General features: G+C 50.9%; 20 protein-coding genes and 1 pseudogene. 11 read left to right on the top strand and 10 right to left on the bottom strand.

Translation table 11 applies throughout. The features are described 5' to 3' along the window. Positions 1–6 precede the first annotated feature (6 nt). The 3 genes from D9736_RS06245 to D9736_RS06235 are packed head-to-tail and all read right to left on the bottom strand — an operon-like array spanning position 7 to position 2,436. The gene (locus D9736_RS06245; RefSeq protein ID WP_032226418.1) at positions 7–783 is read right to left on the bottom strand and encodes an enoyl-CoA hydratase/isomerase family protein; all 777 of its coding nucleotides are present in this window, start codon (positions 781–783) and stop codon (positions 7–9) included. 9 nt (positions 784–792) lie between these two features. After that, positions 793–1,635: a sugar phosphate isomerase/epimerase family protein gene (locus tag D9736_RS06240; protein ID WP_130257934.1), complete on the bottom strand. Its 843-nt coding sequence runs from the start codon at positions 1,633–1,635 to the stop codon at positions 793–795. Between the two features lie 9 nt (positions 1,636–1,644). Continuing rightward, complete coding sequence (locus D9736_RS06235) at positions 1,645–2,436, bottom strand: 3-ketoacyl-ACP reductase (RefSeq protein WP_130216695.1); 792 nt, start codon at positions 2,434–2,436, stop codon at positions 1,645–1,647. Between the two features lie 211 nt (positions 2,437–2,647). Between D9736_RS06235 and D9736_RS06230 the strand changes: the two genes are divergently transcribed. Continuing rightward, the gene (locus tag D9736_RS06230; RefSeq protein WP_130216693.1) at positions 2,648–3,295 is read left to right on the top strand and encodes a TetR/AcrR family transcriptional regulator; all 648 of its coding nucleotides are present in this window, start codon (positions 2,648–2,650) and stop codon (positions 3,293–3,295) included. On the opposite strand, the gene ytfB is transcribed toward D9736_RS06230, so the two are convergent. Further along, positions 3,279–3,917, bottom strand: coding sequence for a cell division protein YtfB (gene ytfB / locus D9736_RS06225; RefSeq protein ID WP_112019584.1), 639 nt, complete (start codon positions 3,915–3,917; stop codon positions 3,279–3,281). The two genes, D9736_RS06230 and ytfB, sit on opposite strands and share 17 nt — an antisense overlap. A 217-nt stretch (positions 3,918–4,134) precedes the next feature. Here ytfB and fklB point away from each other — a divergent pair, with 217 nt between their 5' ends. From fklB to D9736_RS06205, 4 genes are all read left to right on the top strand, one after another. Beyond that, on the top strand, positions 4,135–4,755 hold the full coding sequence (fklB, locus tag D9736_RS06220) for an FKBP-type peptidyl-prolyl cis-trans isomerase (RefSeq protein ID WP_064525832.1): 621 nt from the start codon (positions 4,135–4,137) through the stop codon (positions 4,753–4,755). Positions 4,756–5,057: 302 nt separating this feature from the next. After that, positions 5,058–6,461, top strand: a complete 1,404-nt coding sequence (cycA, locus tag D9736_RS06215; protein ID WP_130216689.1) for a D-serine/D-alanine/glycine transporter — start codon at positions 5,058–5,060, stop codon at positions 6,459–6,461. Between the two features lie 266 nt (positions 6,462–6,727). Next, the gene (locus tag D9736_RS06210) at positions 6,728–7,891 is read left to right on the top strand and encodes a hypothetical protein (RefSeq protein ID WP_130257958.1); all 1,164 of its coding nucleotides are present in this window, start codon (positions 6,728–6,730) and stop codon (positions 7,889–7,891) included. A gap of 33 nt (positions 7,892–7,924) precedes the next feature. Continuing rightward, a complete protein-coding gene (locus D9736_RS06205) occupies positions 7,925–9,445 on the top strand; it encodes a hypothetical protein (protein WP_130257933.1) in 1,521 nt (506 codons plus the stop codon). Between the two features lie 58 nt (positions 9,446–9,503). Here the strand turns inward: D9736_RS06205 and ytfE are convergent, their stop codons facing one another. Together ytfE and D9736_RS06195 are read right to left on the bottom strand one after the other, a co-directional pair. After that, positions 9,504–10,166: an iron-sulfur cluster repair protein YtfE gene (ytfE, locus tag D9736_RS06200; RefSeq protein ID WP_000331456.1), complete on the bottom strand. Its 663-nt coding sequence runs from the start codon at positions 10,164–10,166 to the stop codon at positions 9,504–9,506. A gap of 107 nt (positions 10,167–10,273) precedes the next feature. Then, the gene (locus tag D9736_RS06195; RefSeq protein WP_130216791.1) at positions 10,274–11,239 is read right to left on the bottom strand and encodes a DMT family transporter; all 966 of its coding nucleotides are present in this window, start codon (positions 11,237–11,239) and stop codon (positions 10,274–10,276) included. A gap of 138 nt (positions 11,240–11,377) precedes the next feature. On the opposite strand from D9736_RS06195, the pseudogene D9736_RS06190 reads away from it, so the two are divergent. Beyond that, a pseudogene (locus D9736_RS06190) lies at positions 11,378–11,485 on the top strand (transcriptional regulator); the annotation flags it as partial. Between the two features lie 128 nt (positions 11,486–11,613). Here D9736_RS06190 and cpdB read toward each other — a convergent pair. Continuing rightward, on the bottom strand, positions 11,614–13,557 hold the full coding sequence (gene cpdB / locus D9736_RS06185) for a 2',3'-cyclic-nucleotide 2'-phosphodiesterase (protein ID WP_130257932.1): 1,944 nt from the start codon (positions 13,555–13,557) through the stop codon (positions 11,614–11,616). 171 nt (positions 13,558–13,728) lie between these two features. On the opposite strand from cpdB, the gene cysQ reads away from it, so the two are divergent. Then, positions 13,729–14,469, top strand: a complete 741-nt coding sequence (gene cysQ, locus D9736_RS06180; RefSeq protein WP_130206045.1) for a 3'(2'),5'-bisphosphate nucleotidase CysQ — start codon at positions 13,729–13,731, stop codon at positions 14,467–14,469. Here the strand turns inward: cysQ and D9736_RS06175 are convergent. Beyond that, positions 14,459–15,016: a YtfJ family protein gene (locus tag D9736_RS06175; RefSeq protein ID WP_064525852.1), complete on the bottom strand. Its 558-nt coding sequence runs from the start codon at positions 15,014–15,016 to the stop codon at positions 14,459–14,461. The genes cysQ and D9736_RS06175 overlap by 11 nt on opposite strands. Positions 15,017–15,340: 324 nt before the next feature. Here D9736_RS06175 and D9736_RS06170 point away from each other — a divergent pair, with 324 nt between their 5' ends. Next, on the top strand, positions 15,341–15,547 hold the full coding sequence (locus D9736_RS06170) for a DUF1107 domain-containing protein (RefSeq protein WP_000689228.1): 207 nt from the start codon (positions 15,341–15,343) through the stop codon (positions 15,545–15,547). Between the two features lie 60 nt (positions 15,548–15,607). Here D9736_RS06170 and D9736_RS06165 read toward each other — a convergent pair whose 3' ends face one another. Both D9736_RS06165 and msrA read right to left on the bottom strand, forming a co-directional pair. Then, positions 15,608–16,963 (bottom strand): hemolysin family protein, encoded by a 1,356-nt coding sequence (locus D9736_RS06165; protein WP_130206047.1) that lies wholly within the window; start codon positions 16,961–16,963, stop codon positions 15,608–15,610. Positions 16,964–17,150: 187 nt separating this feature from the next. After that, positions 17,151–17,789, bottom strand: coding sequence for a peptide-methionine (S)-S-oxide reductase MsrA (msrA, locus tag D9736_RS06160; protein WP_130257931.1), 639 nt, complete (start codon positions 17,787–17,789; stop codon positions 17,151–17,153). Between the two features lie 205 nt (positions 17,790–17,994). On the opposite strand from msrA, the gene tamA reads away from it, so the two are divergent. Genes tamA through D9736_RS06145 form a run of 3 tightly spaced genes read left to right on the top strand, consistent with a single transcriptional unit; the run spans position 17,995 to position 23,851 of the window. After that, positions 17,995–19,728, top strand: coding sequence for an autotransporter assembly complex protein TamA (gene tamA, locus D9736_RS06155; RefSeq protein ID WP_130221754.1), 1,734 nt, complete (start codon positions 17,995–17,997; stop codon positions 19,726–19,728). Next, positions 19,725–23,504, top strand: a complete 3,780-nt coding sequence (gene tamB, locus D9736_RS06150) for an autotransporter assembly complex protein TamB (RefSeq protein WP_130257930.1) — start codon at positions 19,725–19,727, stop codon at positions 23,502–23,504. The genes tamA and tamB overlap by 4 nt, the downstream gene beginning before the upstream one ends. A gap of 2 nt (positions 23,505–23,506) precedes the next feature. Then, positions 23,507–23,851 (top strand): gamma-glutamylcyclotransferase, encoded by a 345-nt coding sequence (locus tag D9736_RS06145; protein WP_130206055.1) that lies wholly within the window; start codon positions 23,507–23,509, stop codon positions 23,849–23,851. Positions 23,852–23,921 lie beyond the last annotated feature (70 nt).

The raw sequence follows: 23,921 nt of genomic DNA, 5'->3' as shown, positions 1-23,921 counted from the left end.
ATTTCCTTATTGATTGTGGAAGCTCACGCTACTTTTTTCGGCAAACGCGCGCGTCGCCTGCTGGCAATCCTGAGTAGCAGACATTAACCCTGCCAGTAACTGGTGCGAGTAATCGGCATGTTTATTTTCCAGTGCCAGAATCAGCTGCTTAATATGCGCCAGCGCCACCGGGCCACATTTTTCCAGCTGCGCTAGCTGATTCGCCATCCAGCTTTCTACCTGTTCTTTTTCTACCACTTCATCAATCAAATTCGCCGCCTGGGCTTCATGTGCCGTCAGACGTTTACCCAGCATCAGCATCTGGCGACCGACCACCGGACCGACCTGATTAAGCACGCGTTCAATGCCCATCCAGCCAGGCACCATACCGAGCATCACTTCCGGGTTAGAGAATTTCGCGCTGGGGCGAGCAATACGAATATCGCAGCACAAAGCAAGTTCAATCCCACCGCCGATGGTATGACCGTTGAGATTCGCAACGGTTAATTGGGGTAAATTGCGCAGACGATTAAAAACGTCATTACCGCGTTTAATCCATTTTCTGCCCATATCTAATGGCGAATAGGCTGACCACGATTTAATATCGCCGCCCGCACAAAAGAATTTATCACCTGTAGCAGTTAATTCGACTAATCGTAATGTGGTGTCGTTTTCAATTTCATTTAAATAATGATCGAGAGATTCGATCATTTCTTCGTTAATAGCATGACATTTATCTTCTCGATTCAATGTCAGGCGGCAGGAAGCTGCCGCTCTGCTGAACAGAACGGGTTGGTCACTCATGATCATTCCTTAACAATAATGCGCGATGCGATCGACGCTAATATCCAACGTGCTGTTAATATCTTGCTGCCACCAGTAGGGGGAGAATATTTCCAGTTCAATAGCGCCATTAAATCCGGCGTTTTCAACCAGCCGACGGATTGACGGAATATTGATGACGCCATCTCCCGGCATTCCCCGATCATTGACCAGATCGGTGGTCGGCACTAACCAGTCGGAAACATGAAACGCGAGAATGCGTTTTCCGGCACGCAGGATTTGGCTGGTGAGCTCCGGATCCCACCAAACGTGGTAGACATCTACCGCGACGCCGAGGCCAAATTCGCCATCGGGATCGAGTTCATCACACCAGTCCAGCGCCTGGCGTAACGTGCACAAACAGGAACGATCGGCTGCGGTCATCGGGTGCAGCGGTTCCAGCGCAATCGGCACGCCGACCTCTTTCGAATGCGGTAGTAACTGGCGAATCCCTTGTTTCACCTGTTCCCGCGCCTCATACAGATCTTTTGTACCCGTTGGCAGTCCGCCAACCACCTGCATATAACAGGCGGCGTTAAGCACCGCTGCATCGTCCAGCGCCCGGCGGTTATCATCAATCGCTAGTTTACGTTCCGCCAGCGTCGGTGCGGTGTAGTAAGTGCTACGGCACAAACCGGAAACGCTCATGTTACTGGCGGCGAGTTGGCGGGCGATCTGCTGGAGATCTTCGCCCTGCAATTCTCTGCGCCAGGGGGCGATTGCGCCAATACCGCGCGCAGCGCAAGCGTCAATAATGGCGGGCAGCGGCGTTTTATAACCCAGCGTCGCGGTATTAATGCTGAATAAATCAGGGCGTTGTAACAGATCTCTCATGATTCAGCCTCAGAAGCGCGGCATACTTAAGCCGCCGTCGATGGCGACCGCCTGACCACAGGTGTAAATCAGTTTGCCTTCCGCCATCGCGCGGACAGTGGAGGCGATATCCGCCGGATAACCCCAACGTCCCCACGGCACCAGACCTTTGGCAATCAATTCGTCGTAATAGGCGGTTGCCGGAATGGTCATATCGGTTTTGATTAGGCCAGGGCGCACTTCATAAACGCCAATTTGTTCATTGCAAAGGCGAGCAGCAAACAGACGAGCAGCGGCAGAAACGGCGGTTTTGGCAATGGTGTATTCGCCGCGATTCATCGCCAGCATGATGGCGTTGATTGAACTGACGAAAATAATCGAGCGGTGCGGCAGCTCCGCTTCCGGCTTCGGCTGTGCGAGCAGACGTTTACTGAATGCCTGAGCGAGGAAGAACGGCGCGCGGGTATTGATGGCAATGTTTTGGTCGAAACTGTCTGGTTCGAGATCGAGGAGGTCACCGCGCTTTTTCACTGAAATCCCTGCGTTGTTGAGCAGACAGTCCAGACGCCCCCACTGGTTTTGCGCCGCGTCGAGCATCTCTTCATGCAGGGAGAGATCGCCAACATCGGCAGGGAAGCAAATGACTTCCACGCCTTCTGCCATACATTCTTGTTGTGTGATATGCAGTTTTTCTACGCTGTCGGCATCGGGACGATCGTTAATCAGCAGGTTAAACCCGCCACGAGCAAGTTCCAGCGCACAACCCTTTCCAATACCACGTGCAGCGCCAGTGATGACAGCAACAGGACGAGTGGATTTCATAGGTTAATCCTCTTTTTCTGAATATTGTTTCCTTAAGTGATGGTTAGCTTGCGACCAGTCAGTAAAAAGATCAACCATCTGGTTGGTTGATCTGCGATAATGATCACAGGACATTTGATAACTCGATGAAAGACAATGTTTTGCCTTTTTGCTGTCGCTGAGATCAAATACGGTTATGATAGCCATCACGAAGAAGACGTGGGGAAGCGTTATGTATCTTGATACCAGCAACGTACAAAGCCTGAAGGAAAAGCTGCTGTTATGCGCGGTTAATGAATTTGCCGAATATGGTTACGAAGGCGCCAGGGTCGATAATATTGTTAAGGCTGCGGGGTGTAGTAAGCAGACGGTTTATCACCACTTTGGAAATAAAGAAAATTTATTTATCGAAGTGCTGGAATATACCTGGAACGATATTCGACAAAAAGAAAAGGCCCTTGATTTCTCAGGTCTTCCGCCACAAAAAGCGATTGAAAAAATCATTGATTTTACTTGGGACTATTATGTTTCAAACCCTTGGTTTTTAAAAATTGTACATAGTGAAAACCAAAGTAAAGGCGTGCATTATGCAAAATCACAACGTCTCTTAGAAATTAACCATGCGCATTTGCAGTTAATGGAATCTTTATTGGATGAAGGGAAGAAACTCAATATATTTAAGCCAGATATCGACCCGTTGCAGGTGAATATTAATATTGCTGCGCTTGGGGGATATTATTTGATCAACCAGCATACGCTTGGTCTGGTTTATCACATCAGTATGGTTTCACCGCAGGCACTGGAAGCCAGACGTAAGGTCATCAAAGATACGATCCTTAGCTGGCTTCTGGTTGAACGGTCATCTACCGCGCGCGAATAAAACTGCCATCCGGCTGGCGGGTAAACAAGACTTGTTGATTATTCCCCGTATCAATGGTTAAGCCCGTCACCACGCCGCTGGCGTTCTGGCGGATTTTCACCATTTGCCCATTTTGCAAATTACTTAATGGTTTACCTGCGCCTTCTACCTGCGCCATTGCGTATACATCGGTAGGAGGCAGACCGTGGTCGCGGAACAGTTGTGCCATCGTTTTGCCGGCTTCGACACGATAAGAGCGCCATTGATTGTCAATGCCGCTATCTGGCTGGAAAGGTTGCGTTTGCGTAGCTTGCGGCTGCTCTTCCGGTTGACCTTCCTGTATTGGTTCTGGAGCGACCGGGGCAACTTGATCCGGATCGTTTTGCGGCGTAACTAGCTGCGCCCGCAGTTGTTCTTCCGTCGGCGGCTGAGATTGCGACTGAATATCCAGCTGCGCTTCACGCGTCACGACGGGGGAGTCGGGCGCATCCTCAGACGGAAGCAGAAAACCGACCACCAAAATAATGGCGGCAATAATAATCCCCCGACGATGCATCGGAGGTAGCGGATCCATGAAGCGAAAGTTGTCCGGCGCGTGCCAGACCTTCTCCAGGGTTGGTTTTAGTTCAAAGCGCCCGGGCATGGTTTCCTCCTGCTCCGCGTCTTGTTCCTCAATCATAGCCTATGAATAAGCTAACGCTATGATGTCCGTGGTAAACCCGCCTTTATTATATTCATACGGGATATTGCTATTGTTTCTTTTTCCCCGGGATTTGTCATCACTCTCGCGACAAAGTTTTACCCAAGGAAGTGTGGCTGATATGCTGCCCGTTACTTTATACCCTGAGGAAGGAAATACGATGACCACCCCAACTTTTGACACCATCGAAGCGCAAGCAAGCTACGGCATTGGTTTGCAGGTAGGGCAACAACTGAGTGAATCTGGTCTGGAAGGGCTGCTGCCAGAAGCGCTGGTTGCAGGTATTGCCGACGCGCTGGAAGGCAAACATCCGGCAGTTCCGGTTGATGTGGTGCACCGCGCGCTGCGTGAAATCCATGAACGTGCCGATGCTGTTCGTCGTCAGCGTTTCCAGTCGATGGCTGCTGAAGGTGTGAAATATCTTGAAGAAAACGCTAAAAAAGAAGGCGTGAACAGCACCGAATCCGGCCTGCAATTCCGCGTGATCAACCAGGGCGAAGGCGCAATTCCTGCCCGTACTGACCGCGTTCGCGTTCATTACACTGGTAAATTGATCGACGGCACTGTATTTGACAGCTCTGTTGCTCGTGGCGAACCGGCTGAATTCCCGGTGAACGGCGTGATCCCAGGCTGGATTGAAGCACTGACTCTGATGCCAGTAGGTTCTAAGTGGGAACTGACTATCCCGCAGGAACTGGCCTATGGCGAGCGCGGCGCTGGCGCGTCCATCCCTCCGTTCAGCACCCTGGTGTTTGAAGTCGAGCTGCTGGAAATCCTCTAAGCAGCGTATTCTGTTCCCCTCGAGCCAGAGGGGAGCAGGCATTTAGCAATAAACCCTTCAGTTTGCCAATCGGCGATATTTTGTGTTGCAAACGCTCCGTAAGCGTGTATTTTTGTGAGCTGTTTCGCGTTATCACCGTGATATGACACTCACTTTAAACATAAAATTAACATTAGATCTAAATCTTAGTATTCATCCCACGTATTGTTTCCTAATATCGATGAGTCCCGATACAGATTCGTCGTATCATAGACTGACTAAAGGCCGCAGAGCCTGAACAACACAGACAGGAAGAAAAAAACATGGTAGATCAGGTAAAAGTCGTTGCCGATGATCAGGCTCCGGCTGAACAGTCGCTACGGCGCAATCTCACAAACCGGCATATTCAGCTTATTGCCATTGGCGGCGCCATTGGTACGGGGTTGTTTATGGGATCCGGTAAAACAATCAGTCTTGCCGGGCCGTCGATCATTTTCGTTTATATGATCATCGGTTTTATGCTCTTTTTCGTGATGCGGGCAATGGGGGAATTGCTGCTTTCGAATCTGGAATACAAATCTTTTAGTGACTTCGCTTCCGATTTATTAGGGCCGTGGGCAGGATATTTCACTGGCTGGACTTATTGGTTCTGCTGGGTGGTTACCGGTATGGCGGATGTGGTTGCCATCACGGCTTATGCGCAGTTCTGGTTTCCGGGGCTATCTGACTGGGTCGCCTCGTTGGCGGTGATAGTGCTGTTGCTGACCCTGAACCTCGCCACCGTGAAAATGTTCGGTGAGATGGAGTTCTGGTTTGCGATGATCAAAATCGTCGCCATTGTGTCGCTGATTGTCGTCGGCCTGGTCATGGTGGCGATGCACTTTCAGTCACCGACCGGTGTGGAAGCGTCATTTGCGCATTTGTGGAATGACGGCGGCTGGTTCCCGAAAGGCTTAAGCGGCTTCTTTGCCGGATTCCAGATAGCGGTTTTCGCTTTCGTGGGGATTGAGCTGGTAGGTACTACTGCTGCGGAAACCAAAGATCCAGAGAAATCACTGCCGCGTGCAATTAACTCTATTCCGATCCGCATCATTATGTTCTACGTCTTCGCGCTGATTGTGATTATGTCCGTGACGCCGTGGAGTTCGGTAGTCCCGGATAAAAGCCCGTTTGTTGAACTGTTCGTGTTGGTGGGTCTGCCTGCTGCTGCCAGCGTGATCAACTTTGTGGTGCTGACGTCTGCGGCTTCTTCCGCTAACAGTGGCGTCTTCTCTACCAGTCGCATGCTGTTTGGTCTGGCGCAGGAAGGTGTGGCGCCGAAAGCGTTCGCTAAACTCTCTAAACGCGCAGTACCCGCGAAAGGGCTGACCTTCTCTTGTATCTGTCTGCTCGGCGGCGTGGTGATGTTGTACGTGAATCCAAGCGTGATTGGCGCGTTCACGATGATCACGACTGTTTCCGCGATTCTGTTTATGTTTGTCTGGACGATTATCCTTTGCTCATACCTTGTGTATCGCAAACAGCGTCCGCACCTGCATGAGAAGTCAATCTACAAGATGCCGCTCGGCAAGCTGATGTGCTGGGTATGTATGGCGTTCTTTGTGTTCGTCATCGTGCTGCTGACGCTGGAAGATGACACCCGCCAGGCGCTGCTGGTTACCCCACTGTGGTTTATCGCGCTGGGGCTGGGCTGGCTGTTTATTGGTAAAAAACGCATGGCGAAGTAATGCCGCTAAGGCACCTGCTGGTGCCTTTCAGGCTGCAAAATTGCCTGATGCGCTACGCTTATCAGGCCTACAGAACCTCTGCAATATATTGAATTTGCGTGCCTTTGTAGGCCGGATAAGGCGTTTACGTCGCATCCGGCATGAACAAAGCACACTTTGTCAGCAATCTCCTTTGTCTTTATACATTCCTAAAAATACTTCCCGTCATCGACAGCTCTCAGGCGCGGGCTTACCGTGGATCTTTGCCACTCATTGCAGAGTTCACTATGGCTAAGCACAGTTGGTTATTAATCGCCGCATTACCTCTCTCCATTTCACCTTCCTGGGGCGCAGATTTTTATTATCGCCAGCAGGAGAAAAGCACGGTTTATGTTGCCGAACAGAAGGGGGAAAAAGATGAGATCCTCTCCGAACTGCCGGACGTTAATTATTCCCGGCTCTGGCGCATTGCCAATTTAGCCAATAAACAAGAAACCCGCTTACTGTCCGATTTTAATCCCGATAAGTTCGACTGCGATGATCGGAATAATTGCCAGCATACCTGGCTCACCGATGGACGCTCTGTTCTTTGGGCAGGCAAAGTCCTGAAAAATCCATCCGGTGAACCTAATGTCGATGCCGCCAGTTTTCAGGCATTCGGTGCTTTCGCTGCTGATAAACGCAGTATCTATTTTGACGGTCAGCGTACCGATGATAATAGCGGCGATAAGCAGGTGGATATGTCAACGCTGGAAGAGACGGACATCTGGAATTTACTGCGTGATAAAAATAGTCTTTGGCATAAAGGTCGCTGGCTGGGTCATGCCGATGGATTTCAAATCGAGCGGCATGATTCAGCTCTGCAATTTGTTGTGCTGACAAATTCGCAGGTGATTGTTAATGGCAAGCCGCTGCCCGCCGATCGCAAAACCTTTCAGATTAAACGTTGGATGCCTGGCGAACGGTTGGTTTATCGCGATAAAAGCGGTGAGCATGACTATGAGCTTGAGGATATTGGTCACAGCTGTGCGTCATTTAAAATTAGTTTGAAGACTGTGTCCTGGCTTAAACAAGAAGCAACGCCAGCGGGGAGTGATTGTGTTTATGAAACACTGGCGGGAGTAGATCCGGAAAAATTTACCTTATTAACCTGGTCGGTAGGCTATTACAAAGCTCAATTCTATAAGGTTAAAACCAATACATTAGGTGAAGGTGAACTGATAATGCCCAGGCCAGAGGATGTTTCTGAACTATTGGAGAGAGGAAGCATGGTAACTGGCTACATGTATATCACCACAGACGGGCAACTCTACAGTCACCAACTTGGTGGATTAACCACAATTGACGGAAGACACTACGAGCAAACTAAATGGCTGCGTTACAACCCCATTTCAGCAGAATGGTCAACGGTGAAGCAACCTCCGAGCGGTCTGAAACCCTTATTTAAATAACCTCTTACACGCTAACAGCTTCAGGATGATGCTATGTTGCCAATTAAACCCGTTTGTCTCGTACTGGCTTTATTTTCAACCGCTTCAATAGCCTGCTCCGGCGTGCCTTATGCCGCGTTTTACTACCAGCCGTGGGACCAGGGCACAAAATATATCGTTGAAGATAGTGACGGTTACGGTATCGATTTTCCGGATATTCATTTGCCGCAGGTGAAGTTCAAACAGTTACGCCGCGTAGCTGACGGCACTGATGGAGAATATGATTCTCCAGATGATATCAATAATGATTTTGTGCGGGTGGCTCCCTTTTCTGGCTATCGGTCAAATGGCGGCTGGCGTTTCGACTGGTTGACTGATGGCCGCCATATTTTATGGGCTGGGAAAATAGTCCAGAACCCGCCGGGAACACCGAAAGTCGATGCCGCAACATTCCGCGTCTGGGGGCGTTTTGCTGCCGATAAAGACAGCCTCTATTTTGATGGTGAACGCACGGATGATAACCGCGGCGAAAAGCAGGTTGATATGGATTCACTGCAACAGGTGGGAGGGATAATTTACGCAGGTGATTCCGCAGATGTATTGAAAGATCGTCGCAATATTTACTTTCAGGGGCGCTGGCTGGGCAGTGCGCAAGGGTATTCTATTCTTGGCGTTAAATCCTGGACACGTCGTCCCATTATTTATTCCCCCAATAGCTGCGAAAGCAAAAGTAATCCAGGACCCTGGGATACCATCTGGCGGACCAAATCGCAGGTCTTTGTCAACGGAGATGCCATCAACGCCGATCCGGATACCTTTCAGATTGTGCGCTGGAGAGCCGGTTCCCTGCTGATTTATCGCGATAAAGATGGGGAAAAACGTTATTCGTTCGGTAAAGATTGCCGGAGTACGTTTGACCTACAGCGGGATAAAGTAACCTGGATGACCCGAGATGCTTCCAGGCGTGCCAATGACTGCCGGGTTGCGACCATTCCTGATGTTGATCCGGAATATTTTCGCCACCTGACGGATAATGTGGCGCAATATAAAGATTCGCTCTATCTGGTGAAGTATGTTTCTGGGGTCGAAAAAACGCTTTCGGTTATTCATTTACCCGACCCGAAACAAGAATTACAGGAAGGCGTTAATATTGTAGGGAATAAAGTTTATTTCATCGCGAGCGATGATGTGACTATTTTTGATATTAATGGACAATGGCAGTGGTTTAAAAATGCGGACGGTGAATTGTCGAAACGTTTAGCATATGACGATAAATATATGTACTTTATCGGTGGTGGTACGATTGCAACCTTTGAACTTAAAGGAAAATTAACATGGTTTAAAACGCCCGGAGGGACGGTGTCTGATACTTTTGCCCATGATGATAAATATATCTATTTCCTTGATAGTGCTCTGGTAAATGGTGGGCGTCGGCGTAATGAAACCCGGGAGATGAATAAGGCTTATATTAATGAAAATACTGACTTAGTAACCGTTGAAGGGACTTATTATTGGCTGAATAATGAGTTTTTCCAGGCCAGTAGATATAAAAGATTGTTCCAGAGTGGTGAATAATGCAATGTAATATGAAAACGCACCTGATTGTGTAAACCAAGTGCGTTGATCGAACAAATTACTCACCCGCCAGCGCGCGTGGGAACAGCACATTGTTTTCCAGACTGATGTGATCCATCAGGTCATCAATCAGTTCATTAATACCGTTATACATCGCTTTCCAGGTGGTGCAGGCTTCCGGCGGCGGTGTGACGTTATTGGTGGTGTGTTTGATCACTTCCAGCAGTTCACCCGCTTCATCGTGCTCGCTTTCCATCACGCTGATTGGCCCCATTGCCTGGCTGCCCATGCCTTGTTTGATCATCGGGAAGAGGATCTGCTCTTCTTTCATCATGTGGCTGGAAAGCTCTTCATGCAGCATGGTCAGGTATTTTGTCAGCCCTTTTGGCACGCTCGGTTTGTCGGCGTGAACGCGCTCTACTTTGGTAGCTTGCAGGATCAGCTCCGGCAGTTGCTCGCGGTGACGATCGTGGTAGCGCACGATGATATGGTCGATGATTTCCGCCAGTGGGGCGCTACGCCAGTCTTTCTCAATCGGTTGTTCAGCAAGCTTTGCCAGCTCAGCTTCAATGACCTCAACATCCAGCTCTTTACGTGCCGCAGCACGCGCCAGCGTTTGCTTACCGCCACAGCAGTAATCCATATCATATTTACGAAACAGAGCCGAAGCGCGAGGAATAGAGAGCGCCAGTTCACCTAAAGGTTGGTCGCGATAAGCCATAGCTGATACCTCATTCTTAATAAGATAAGATGCATTTTAAATGCATCTTTAAGGCAAAAGCTATAACCCTTACGTAGCAGAGGCTTATTTAACTCACTGCTAGCGTGTCAACTTTCTGAGACAGATTCAGTTAAAGGCTTTTCCGGTTTTGCTCTGACCGCAATAACCACGCCAATCACTAACAGCGCGATACCGCTCAACGTCATCAGCGGCGGCATTTGCTGGCGGAGTAAAAAGGTGTACAGCAAACCTGCCAGCGTTTCGAAAACAATCAGCGGCCCGAGAATCACTGTCGGTAATCGCTGGCTGGCGACGTTCCAGCAGAGTGCACCGACCCATGAGCAAAGCACGGCAATCGCAATCATCAGGCTAATAAAAACCAGCGGACGGGGGCCAAAGGGTAGGGAGAATTGCGGCGTTTGGGTATTCAGCCAGTAACAAGCGACGAGATAGCCGATGAGAGAAACCGGCAGCGTGACCAGCGCCTGCGCCGTCGCCCACATCATCGGATGTTTGTCGGGGTTTTCCCGCAGCCAGCGGGCGTTGCGCAGGGCATACCACGCCCAACAGACTACAGAGACTGACGCCAGCACGATGCCTGAGGTATAACGCGCCCAGTCAAAATCGGGGAGTCCGTGGTTTAACTCAGCAATATTCACACACGCCAGGCCGATGCCAATACAAACCAGCGCCGGGGCGAGTTTCCCCCATGCGAGTTTGCCGTCGCGCTGGCTGTACAGCAGATTGGCGAAGACGGGAATCACCACCGGCAGAGTGCCGATAATCATCGTGGAAACAGGTGCGCCGGTACGCTGAATGGCGCTGGCGAGACAGAAGTAATAGATAAGGTTGCCCATCATGGTGAGCATCAAGGCGGTAAGCCAGTCGCGACGCGCCAACTGACGCAGACGCACGCGCCCCAGCCAGGCAATGGGCAGCGCAATTAATCCTAACGCCAGATAACGCCCCATCGACTGCAACATCGCCGGGTATTCCGGTACGATCAACGGCCCGACAAAAATAAGCCCCCACATCAACCCTGCTAACAGGGCGTACAGCACGCCGCTAATCATTACTGGCATCCATTGATCTGTCAGAAGAAATATTCAGGGAACAGACGTGGTCGTTCCCGGCATCCCGTCATTATCCGAGAGGATGCGGGAGGATGCCACTTTAATTAACTAGTTATTAACATTAACCGGACGTCGCGAGTAACGCCGCTGGGCGAGCAGGTGAGCGAAAAGGTTGCTGTACTGGCGGACTGGATTGAGTTGAATTTGCCCGAGGTGTTGGCGGTGCGAGATGAACGAGCGACATAACTGCCGGATGCGCTGCGCTTATCCGGCCTACGGTTCATGGCTTGTAGGGCGGATAAGATGCGTCAGCATCGCATCCGCCAATAAATGCCGGATGCGATTGATGATTTGTCGGCCGAAAATGAAGTGTTTTACTTACTCAAATCCACCTGATAAATCGCAAAGCCGACATCATCGGTCGCGACTTTATTCATCGGATACTGCCCTTTCTCTTTAATAAATGCTGCGGCTTTATCTGACGGGGAAGTTTCGAAACGGATATCCAGTTTCTTATCGCCAGCAATCGGTGCTAGACGCCAGTTGTTATCTGCCGCCGGGTGGATTTCTCCCGCACGTTTAGACTCTTCAGCAATCCACGCTGCCAGTACCGAGCGGTTCTCATCCGGTGAAGCAAAGGCAATATGGCTATCACCTGTTCCGGCAAATTTGCCGCCGTAAGCGCGATAATTATTGGTGGCAACGAGGAACATGGCATTCGGATCAATGGGTTTACCGTTAAAAGTCAGGTTCTTAATCCGCTCTGCATTGGCATTAACCACCTGACATTCACCGTCATAGCGGGCGGGCTGGGTAACATCAATCTGATAATTCACGCCATCAATCACATCAAAGTTATAGGTGCGGAAACCATCCCAGTTGATCAACGACTGTGGTTGAGTGCTGTTAGGATCAATCTGGTTAAACTGCCCGGCGGAGCACTCCAGCCACTCTTTCACCTCTTTACCACTGGCTTTCACCACGATAAGCGTATTGGGATAGAGATAGAGATCGGCGGCATTACGGAAGGTCAACTGGCCTTTTTCCACTTCGACATAGCTGGCAGGGTCGTTCTTACGCCCACCGACTTTAAACGGCGCGGCAGCAGAGAGCACGGGCAGTTTTGCCAGGTCCGGATCGCCCTGGATGTAATGTTCGACATACGCTTTTTGCGCGTTGTTCACCACCTGCACGGTCGGATCATCCTGCACCAGCGCCAGATAGCTATACATATTGTCGGCAGATTTACCGATCGGTTTGCTGACAAACTGGCGTGTGGCGTCGTGATCGGCCTTTAGCGTTTCTACCAGTTGGCTGTCTTCTGCGGCGAGAGATTTTTTATTGGTGATATCGTAAATAGGCCGTGCTTCGGCTTTGGCCTGCGTCACCTGCCATTTCCCGCTGTCATTATTGAGTTGCAGATCAACCACGCCCAGATGATCGCCCCACATGCCAGGCATTACCGCCGGAACGCCGTTCAGCGTACCTTTGGCAATATCCGCGCCTTTAATATCGGCAAAATCTTTACTCGGGAAGACGGCGTGAGCATGGCCAAACATAATGGCGTCAACGCCCGGAATTTCACTGAGATAATAAACCGAGTTTTCCGCCATCACTTTATACGGATCGGCAGACAAACCAGAATGAGCCAGAACGACAACAATATCGGCCCCTTTCTCGCGCATTTCTGGTACGTACTTGCGCACTGTTTCAGTAATATCGTTAACGGTGACTTTGCCGGATAAATTGGCTTTATCCCAGCTCATAATCTGCGGTGGCACGACGCCGATGTAGCCAATCTTCAGCGTCTGTTTTTTCCCGTCTTTATCGACCACTTCGGTGTCGTTAATTAAATACGGCGTAAACATGGGCTGTTTGGTCTTAGCGTCAATGACGTTGGCGTTTACATAAGGGAATTTCGCCCCTGCCAGCGCATTTTTCAGGTAATCCAGACCGTAGTTAAATTCATGATTGCCGAGTGTGCCGACCGTATAATCCAGCGTATTCAGCGCCTTATAAACCGGATGAACATCACCTGCTTTTAATCCTTTCGCCGACATGTAATCTGCCAGCGGACTCCCCTGAATCAAATCGCCGTTATCGACCAGTACGCTGTTTTTCACTTCATTACGCGCGTCATTAATCAGACTCGCAGTACGAACCAGTCCGAATTTTTCTGTGGCGGAGTCTTTGTAATAATCGAAATCCATCATATTGCTATGCAAATCAGAGGTTTCCATTATGCGGAGATCGACTGTTGCCGCATTCACGCTGGCGGCAATCAGCGTAGCAAGGAGCGTTGCACTAAACTTAACCATCTGGGCATCCTTTTATGAATGAGTAGATGAAACGTCTTTCATACAGAGCGTTGAAGGATGCCATAAATAATAAATCAGGAAACGATGACGCCATCACAGTTGGCGGATTCTTTAACGATAGGGTATAAGTAAAACAACGAGTTAACACCACTGAAACAAAAGAGGTGGAGAATGTTAGAACAAGTATGTCAACTCGCACGGATTGCGGGCGATGCCATTATGCAGGTCTACGACGGGACGAAACCGATGGACGTCGTCAGCAAAGCGGATAACTCACCGGTGACAGCGGCGGACATTGCCGCGCATACCGTAATCATGGACGGTTTACGTACGCTGACGCCGGATATTCCGGTTCTGTCTGAAGAAGATCCTCCCGGCTGGGAAGTCCGTCAGCACTGGCAACGTTACTGGCTGGTGGACCCGCTGGATGGCACTAAAGAGTTTATTAAACGTAACGGTGAATTCACCGTTAATATTGCGCTCATCGACCACGGAAAACCGATTTTAGGTGTGGTGTATGCGCCAGTAATGAACGTAATGTACAGTGCGGCAGAAGGCAAAGCCTGGAAAGAAGAGTGCGGCGTGCGCAAGCAGATTCAGGTTCGCGATGCGCGGCCGCCGCTGGTGGTCATTAGCCGATCCCATGCGGATGCAGAGCTGAAAGAGTATCTGCAACAGCTTGGCGAACATCAGACGACGTCCATTGGCTCTTCGCTGAAATTCTGTCTGGTGGCGGAAGGGCAGGCGCAGCTCTACCCACGTTTCGGACCAACCAATATTTGGGACACTGCCGCCGGCCACGCTGTTGCTGCCGCAGCCGGAGCGCACGTACACGATTGGCAGGGTAAACCGCTGGATTATACCCCGCGTGAATCGTTCCTGAATCCAGGATTCAGAGTTTCTATTTATTGAGCAACTTATGCAGCAAGTCCATCACTTGCTGCACCTCTTCCTGGGTGAGCGCTCCGTCCTTCGCCCATTGCACACGGCCGTCTTTATCGAGCACGGCAATGGCAGAACTCTCTTCATCCAACTGCCAGGCGCCGCGCGCGACGCCGTTGCTATCGACAATAAACTGCGACCACGGATAAAGCTTTTTATTACTTTCCAGACTGCTGCGCACAAACATGCCGGAACCCGGAATTGCGTCATCTGTGTTGACAATGGTGGTGGTCTGGTAGCGATCGTGCGGCAACTTCGCCGATTTAATCGCTTCTATCAGCGTCGCGTTTTTCTCTTTGGCTGACGTACGACCAGCTATATGTTGTAGCACTCGCACTTTTCCCGCTAACTGCGCGCTGTTCCAGGTTTTGTAGCTAAACTGATCTTTATCAAGCACCAACTCGCCACGATCGGTAATGCCAATCGGCGGTACTCGCTGGCCGGTTTCGAACTGATGTGCAGAGGCCATCATCGGCAGCAGCAGGCAGGTGAGGGCCAGAATCTTGCGTAGAGTCATGGTGTTTCCTTCTTATGATATGCAGGTGATCCGACCACTTGGGTCTGACTTTTAATCATATGTGCTATTTATCGAAAATCCCGCAAGTGTGATGCCAGTTTGCGGACAAGCGCACAAATCATATGAAAAATGAATGCTTATACTAAAGATTCTGATTAGGCGAAAAGATAATTCTGAATAATTGTAACGTTACGGTAAAAAAACTCATACAGGCTGGAAACATTACCGCAGTAGTCTATAGTCATTAGGCATTAAAATTTGCGCCTCATAATAGTTGGACCGATTGTGGTACCGCAAAGGCGTAATACTCAGCAGGAGACAACAATGAAAATTTTCCAACGGTACAACCCACTGCAAGTGGCGAAGTACGTGAAGATCCTGTTTCGTGGACGGTTATACATCAAGGATGTTGGCGCTTTTGAATTTGATAAGGGTAAAATTCTTATCCCAAAAGTGAAGGATAAACTGCATTTATCAGTGATGTCCGAAGTAAACCGTCAGGTTATGCGTCTGCAAACAGAGATGGCTTAACCAAAGTGCTATGCAGTAATAAGACGGCTCCTGATTCAGGAGCCGTTGATGTTTCTGAGGTTATGCGACGTTTTCTTCTTTATCTTTGTCTTTATCTTTAGCGTCAGTCAGTTTTGGCGAAAGGACGGTGGCTTTGCTGTCGATCCGCGTTACCAGCAGCTGGTCGATGCGGTAGTTATCGATATCCACCACTTCAAATTTGTAGCCGGCGAATTTCACCGAATCAGTGCGTTTGGGGATCTTACGCAGCATAAACATCATAAAGCCGCCAATGGTTTCGTAATTGCCTGACTGCGGGAACTCGTCAATATCCAGTACACGCATCACGTCATCAATCGGTGTTCCGCCATCGATTAGCCATGAGTTCTCATCACGCGCCACAATCTGCTCTTCCAGACCCTGACCAACCAGATCGCCCATCAGTGTGGTCATCACGTCGTTGAGGGTGATTATCCCCACCACCAGCGCGTATTCATTCATGATTACTGCAAAGTCTTCGCCCGCAGTTTTAAAACTTTCCAGCGCCTCAGAAAGGGTCAGCGTGTCTGGCACGATCAGCGTGTTGCGAATTTGGACGCCACTGTTCAGCGCCAGGCTTTGATTGGCCAGCACGCGGTTAAGCAGATCTTTCGAATCCACATAGCCGATGATGTGGTCGATATCTTCAGTACAGACGAGGAATTTTGAGTGCGGATGTTCCGCCACTTTATTCTTCAGACTTTGCTCGTCTTCGTGGAGATCGAACCAGATGACGTTCTCACGCGGAGTCATAGATGACGGGACAGTACGGGATTCAAGCTCGAACACGTTTTCAATCAGTTCATGCTCTTGTTTACGTAATACCCCCGCCAGCGCCCCCGCTTCTACTACCGCGTAAATATCATCGGAAGTGATGTCATCCTTGCGCACCATCGGCAGTTTAAAGATACGGAAGATCATGTTCGCCAGGCCGTTGAAGAACCACACCAGCGGGGTGCAGACGTACAGGCAGAAGCGCATCGGGTTGATGATACGCAAAGCCACAGCTTCTGGCGCAATCATACCGATGCGTTTCGGGGTTAAATCCGCAAACAGGATAAACATGCCAGTCACTAACGAGAAAGAGAGAATAAAGCTCAGTTGCTCAGAGAGCTCTGCCGACATATAGCGGGAGAACAGGCTGTTAAAAGCCGGGGAAAACGCCGCATCACCGACGATACCGCCGAGAATCGCCACTGCGTTCAGACCGATTTGTACCACGGTAAAGAACATGCCGGGATTTTCCTGCATATTCATAACGCGTTGGGCATTTATATTGCCTTCATCAGCCAGCAGTTTAAGTTTGATTTTGCGTGAGGCGGCAAGCGAGATCTCAGACATCGAGAAGAACGCACTTACAGCGATCAAGCAGAGTATGACTAAAATACTGTTTAACATATCTTATCTAACCGTTCAGGTCAGATCCTCGGAAGGGGAAGTTGATTAATTTGTGTGAAATACACATTGAAAGCCGATTCGAAGAGAGTGAACCGGCATTTTCAGAGGCTAGTATAGCGTAAGGTACTGTAAAGTCGCCAGAGGGTTAAATTTTTGTCTCATTTCACTTTGGGGCCACCTTTTAATACTACACTTCAGGCGGCAGACAAACGCCTATTCCGCCAATTCCGCAATAGCCATAAGGGTTTTTATGTAGATACTGTTGGTGGTCATCTTCGGCATAATAGAACGGTGTGGCGTTAGCAATCTCGGTGGTTATCTGGCGATCGTCATCGGCGTCGAGCATTGCGGCCTGAAAACGTTCCAGACTTGCGCGGGCGGCGGCATCCTGTTCTGGCGTCAGCGGGTAAATCGCGGAACGGTACTGCGTGCCGTGATCATTACCTTGACGCATCCCTTGTGCAGGATCGTGGTTTTCCCAGAAAACCTGCAACAGTTGTTCATAGCTGATTACCGACGGATCGTAAACCACTCGCACCGCTTCGGCGTGGCCGGTCTCACCGGAACACACTTCCCGATAAGTCGGGTTTGGCGTGTAACCGCCAGTGTAGCCTGCGGCAGTGCTGTAAACACCGGGAAGTTGCCAGAAAAGGCGTTCAACGCCCCAGAAACAGCCCATCGCAAAAATGGCGATCTCCATTCCGTCAGGCACATTTGTCATTGAGTGACCGTTGACCGCATGCAGCGTAGCTACGGGCATCGGGGTATTCCGTCCAGGAAGGGCATCGGTGGGGGAAACCAGATGCTTTTTATCAAATAAACTCATGGTGTCGTTCTCCCGAAAGTCGGTCATAGGGGTTTAGGTTGTAACAAGGGACGTATTTGCACACAATAACCCCCGTGAATGGGTCTAAAGTAAAACATAAGTAATATTTTGGGTTTAGTCTGCTTTTTAATCCATATTGCTGGATTATTGTTAAGCCGTTTAACGGAGTTCCAGGGGCAGGAATAAAGGATATTCAGGAGAAAATGTGCGCTATATCCGACAGTTATGCTGTGTAAGCTTACTCTGCTTTAGTGGTTCTGCCATCGCCGCGAATGTCCGTCTACAGGTGGAAGGGTTATCGGGACAGCTGGAAAAAAACGTTCGTGCACAGCTTTCTACGATTCAAAGTGATGAAGTGACGCCAGACCGGCGCTTTCGCGCACGTGTTGATGATGCCATTCGGGAAGGTCTAAAAGCACTGGGCTATTACCAGCCAACAATTGAATTTGATCTCCAGCCACCGCCAAAGAAAGGACGGCAGGTGCTGGTTGCTAAAGTTACACCGGGTGTACCCGTGTTGATTGGCGGCACCGATGTTGTCTTGCGCGGCGGTGCGCGAACCGATAAAGACTATTTGAAGTTGCTGGATACTCGCCCGGCTATAGGTACGGTGCTAAACCAGGGCGATTATGAAAATTTCAAAAAGTCCTTAACCAGCATTGCGTTGCGTAAAGGTTATTTCGATAGCGAATTTACCAAAGCGCAGCTGGGCATTGCGCTCGGCCTGCATAAAGCCTTCTGGGATATTGATTACAACAGTGGCGAACGTTACCGCTTTGGGCATGTGACCTTTGAAGGATCACAAATCCGCGATGAATACCTGCAAAATCTGGTGCCGTTTAAAGAGGGCGATGAGTACGAGTCAAAAGATCTGGCGGAACTGAACCGTCGCCTTTCCGCGACTGGCTGGTTTAATTCGGTGGTAGTGGCACCGCAATTTGATAAAGCGCGCGAAACGAAAGTATTACCGTTGACGGGCGTGGTTTCGCCGCGAACAGAAAACACCATCGAAACCGGGGTCGGTTACTCTACGGACGTGGGACCGCGCGTGAAAGCGACGTGGAAAAAGCCGTGGATGAACTCATACGGTCACAGTCTGACTACCAGTACCAGTATTTCCGCGCCGGAACAGACCCTCGACTTCAGCTATAAAATGCCGCTGCTGAAGAATCCACTGGAACAATATTATTTGGTGCAGGGCGGTTTTAAGCGTACTGACCTGAATGACACCGAATCCGATTCCACTACCCTGGTCGCTTCCCGCTACTGGGATCTTTCCAGCGGCTGGCAGCGCGCCATTAACCTACGCTGGAGTCTCGACCACTTTACTCAGGGTGAAATTACTAACACCACAATGCTGTTTTATCCAGGAGTGATGATTAGCCGGACGCGATCACGCGGCGGCCTGATGCCGACCTGGGGCGACTCGCAACGCTACTCTATCGACTATTCCAACACAGCCTGGGGATCGGATGTCGATTTCTCCGTTTTCCAGGCACAGAACGTCTGGATCCGCACACTGTACGATCGCCATCGCTTTGTTACGCGCGGCACGTTGGGCTGGATTGAAACCGGTGACTTCGACAAAGTACCGCCGGATCTGCGTTTCTTCGCCGGGGGCGATCGCAGCATTCGCGGCTATAAATACAAATCTATTGCACCGAAATATGACAATGGTGACCTGAAAGGGGCATCAAAGCTAATTACCGGATCACTGGAGTACCAGTACAACGTGACCGGAAAATGGTGGGGCGCGGTGTTTGTCGATAGCGGTGAAGCGGTGAGTGATATCCGCCGCAGCGACTTCAAAACCGGCACCGGGGTTGGCGTGCGCTGGGAATCGCCGGTCGGGCCGATCAAGCTCGATTTTGCCGTACCGGTCGCGGATAAAGACGAGCACGGGTTACAGTTTTACATCGGTCTGGGGCCAGAATTATGAGTTTATGGAAAAAAATCAGCCTCGGCGCGGTTATCGTCATCTTACTACTGCTGGGCTCGGTGGCATTTCTGGTCGGCACCACCAGCGGCCTGCATCTGGTATTTAAAGCGGCGGACCGCTGGGTGCCAGGGCTGGACATTGGCAAGGTCACTGGCGGCTGGCGTGACCTTACCCTGTCTGACGTTCGTTATGAGCAGCCAGGTGTGGCGGTAAAAGCGGGCAATCTGCATCTGGCCGTTGGGCTGGATTGTCTGTGGAGCAGCAGCGTTTGTGTTAACGATCTGGCGCTGAAAGATATTCAGGTCAACATCGACAGCAAAAAAATGCCTCCTTCTGAGCAGGTTGAAGAAGAGGAAGATAGCGGGCCGCTGGATCTCTCCACGCCGTATCCCATCACTCTGACGCGTGTGGCGCTGGATAACGTCAACATCAAAATTGATGACACCACGGTGTCGGTGATGGACTTCACCTCCGGCCTGAACTGGCAGGAGAAAACCCTGACCCTGAAACCGACGTCGCTGAAAGGCTTGCTGATTGCCTTGCCGAAAGTGGCGGACGTGGCGCAGGAAGAAGTGGTCGAACCGAAGATTGAAAATCCGCAGCCGGATGAAAAGCCGCTCGGCGAAACGCTGAAAGATCTCTTTTCTCGCCCGGTATTGCCGGAAATGACCGACGTGCATTTGCCGCTCAACCTGAACATTGAAGAGTTTAAAGGCGAGCAACTGCGCGTGACAGGCGACACGGATATCACCGTGAGCACCATGCTGCTGAAAGTGAGCAGCATCGACGGCAATACCAAACTGGATGCGCTGGATATTGACTCTAACCAGGGGATTGTCAATGCCAGCGGTACGGCACAATTGTCCAACAACTGGCCGGTGGATATCACCCTCAACAGCACTTTGAATGTGGAGCCGTTGAAAGGTGAAAAGGTGAAGCTGAAAGTGGGCGGCGCGCTGCGCGAACAGCTGGAGATAGGCGTTAACCTTTCCGGCCCGGTGGATATGGATTTACGCGCCCAGACGCGGCTGGCGGAAGCCGGACTGCCGCTCAACGTGGAAGTGAACAGCAAACAACTTTACTGGCCGTTCACTGGTGAGAAGCAATATCAGGCGGATGACCTGAAACTGAAACTCACCGGCAAAATGACCGATTACACGCTGTCTATGCGTACGGCGGTGAAAGGGCAGGAGATCCCGCCAGCGACCATTACCCTTGATGCGAAAGGGAATGAACAGCAGGTCAATCTCGATAAACTCACCGTTGCGGCGCTGGAAGGAAAAACCGAGCTGAAGGCGCTGCTCGACTGGCAGCAGGCCATTAGTTGGCGCGGCGAATTGACGTTCAACGGCATTAATACGGTGAAAGAGTTCCCGGATTGGCCATCGAAACTCAATGGTTTGATCAAAACGCGCGGTAGCCTGTACGGCGGCACCTGGCAGATGGACGTGCCGGAGTTGAAGCTGACCGGCAACGTCAAACAGAACAAAGTGAACGTTGAGGGAACGCTGAAAGGCAACAGTTATATGCAGTGGATGATCCCAGGTCTGCATCTGGAACTGGGGCCAAACAGTGCCGAAGTGAAAGGCGAGCTTGGGGTGAAAGATCTCAATCTTGACGCCACGATCAACGCGCCTGGTCTGGATAACGCGCTGCCAGGACTTGGCGGTACAGCGAAAGGGCTGGTGAAAGTTCGCGGTACGGTGGAAGCGCCGCAGTTGCTGGCGGATATCACCGCGCGCGGCTTGCGCTGGCAGGAACTTTCTGTGTCGCAGGTTCGCGTGGAAGGTGACATCAAATCCACCGATCAGATTGCGGGTAAACTCGACGTGCGCGTTGAGCAAATCTCGCAACCGGATGTGAATATCAACCTCGTTACTCTGAATGCGAAAGGCAGCGAAAAGCAGCACGAGTTACAACTGCGGATTCAGGGCGAACCGATTTCCGGGCAGCTTAATCTGGCAGGTAGCTTTGATCGCAAAGAAGAACGCTGGAAGGGAACACTTAGCAATACGCGCTTCCAGACGCCGGTCGGACCGTGGTCGCTGACGCGTGATATCGCGCTGGACTACCGCAATCAGGAGCAAAAAATCAGCATTGGGGCACACTGCTGGCTTAACCCGAATGCGGAACTGTGCGTGCCGCAAACCATTGATGCCGGGGCTGAAGGGCGTGCGGTGGTGAATCTCAACCGCTTCGACCTGGCCATGCTGAAACCGTTTATGCCGGAAACTACTCAGGCCAGCGGTATCTTCACGGGTAAAGCGGACGTTGCCTGGGACACCACCAAAGAGGGGCTGCCACAGGGCAGTATCACTCTTTCGGGGCGTAACGTGCAGGTGACGCAAACCGTCAACGATGCGGCGCTACCGGTGGCGTTTCAGACGCTGAACCTATCGGCAGAGCTGCGGAATAATCGCGCTGAGCTGGGCTGGACCATCCGTCTGACCAATAACGGCCAGTTTGATGGTCAGGTGCAGGTGACCGATCCGCAAGGCCGCCGGAATCTTGGCGGCAACGTCAACATCCGCAATTTTAACCTCGCAATGGTGAACCCCATCTTTACGCGTGGTGAAAAAGCCGCGGGGATGGTGAGCGCTAACCTACGTCTGGGCGGTGATGTGCAAAGCCCGCAGCTGTTTGGTCAGCTACAGGTCACGGGCGTGGATATCGACGGCAACTTTATGCCATTTGATATGCAGCCGAGCCAGCTTGCGGTCAATTTTAACGGTATGCGCTCGACGCTTGCGGGGACCGTGAGGACTCAGCAGGGTGACATCTACCTGAACGGTGATGCTGACTGGAGCCAGATTGAAAACTGGCGGGCGCGGGTAACGGCGAAAGGCAGTAAGGTCCGGATCACCGTACCACCGATGGTGCGAATGGATGTGTCGCCTGACATCGTATTCGAAGCGACACCAAGCCTGTTTACCCTTGATGGTCGCGTGGATGTACCGTGGGCGCGCATTGTGGTGCACGATCTGCCGGAAAGTGCGGTGGGTGTCTCAAGCGATGTGGTGATGCTCAACGATAACCTGCAACCGGAGGAGACGAAAACCGCGTCAATTCCGATCAACAGCAACCTGATTGTCCACGTCGGCAATAACGTGCGCATTGATGCCTTTGGCCTGAAGGCGCGGCTGACGGGTGATCTCAACGTCGTACAGGACAAACAAGGGCTGGGCCTGAACGGGCAAATTAACATCCCTGAAGGGCGCTTCCATGCATATGGCCAGGATCTGATTGTGCGCAAAGGTGAGCTGCTGTTCTCTGGTCCACCGGATCAACCGTATCTCAATATCGAAGCCATTCGTAACCCGGATGCAACAGAAGATGACGTAATCGCTGGTGTTCGTGTCACCGGGCTGGCGGATGAGCCGAAAGCGGAGATCTTCTCTGACCCGGCGATGTCACAACAGGCTGCATTGTCTTACTTGTTGCGTGGACAAGGGCTGGAGAGCGATCAGAGCGACAGCGCGGCGATGACTTCGATGCTGATTGGTCTGGGGGTTGCGCAAAGTGGTCAGATTGTGGGTAAAATCGGCGAGACATTTGGTGTAAGTAATTTAGCGCTCGACACCGAAGGGGTAGGTGATTCTTCCCAGGTGGTGGTCAGCGGCTATGTATTACCAGGCTTACAAGTGAAATACGGCGTGGGGATATTTGACTCTATAGCAACACTCACGTTACGTTATCGCCTGATGCCGAAGCTATATCTGGAAGCCGTGTCTGGTGTAGATCAGGCACTGGATTTGCTCTATCAGTTCGAGTTTTAGCTATGCGAATATTTGTCTACGGCAGTTTACGTCACAAACAAGGCAACAGCCACTGGATGACAAATGCCCAGTTGCTGGGCGATTTCAGTATCGATAACTACCAGTTGTATAGCCTGGGCCACTATCCAGGCGCAGTTCCGGGAAACGGAACGGTACATGGTGAAGTTTATCGTATTGACAACGCCACGCTGGCCGAACTTGATGCCTTGCGCACCAGGGGCGGTGAATACGCGCGCCAGTTGATTCAGACGCCGTACGGGAGTGCATGGATGTACGTTTATCAACGACCCGTCGATGGATTAACGCTGATTGAAAGCGGCGACTGGTTAGACAGGGATCAGTCATAATATAAACACGCCACCTTCGGGTGGCGTTGTTTTTTGCGATGCCCCTCGCAATCAGTTTTGTAACTTTCCC

The organism is Escherichia sp. E10V10 (genome assembly GCF_004211985.1).
Classification (GTDB): domain Bacteria; phylum Pseudomonadota; class Gammaproteobacteria; order Enterobacterales; family Enterobacteriaceae; genus Escherichia.
Note: the sequence above shows the minus strand (reverse complement) of the source record. Positions and strands in the feature narration are given on the sequence as shown.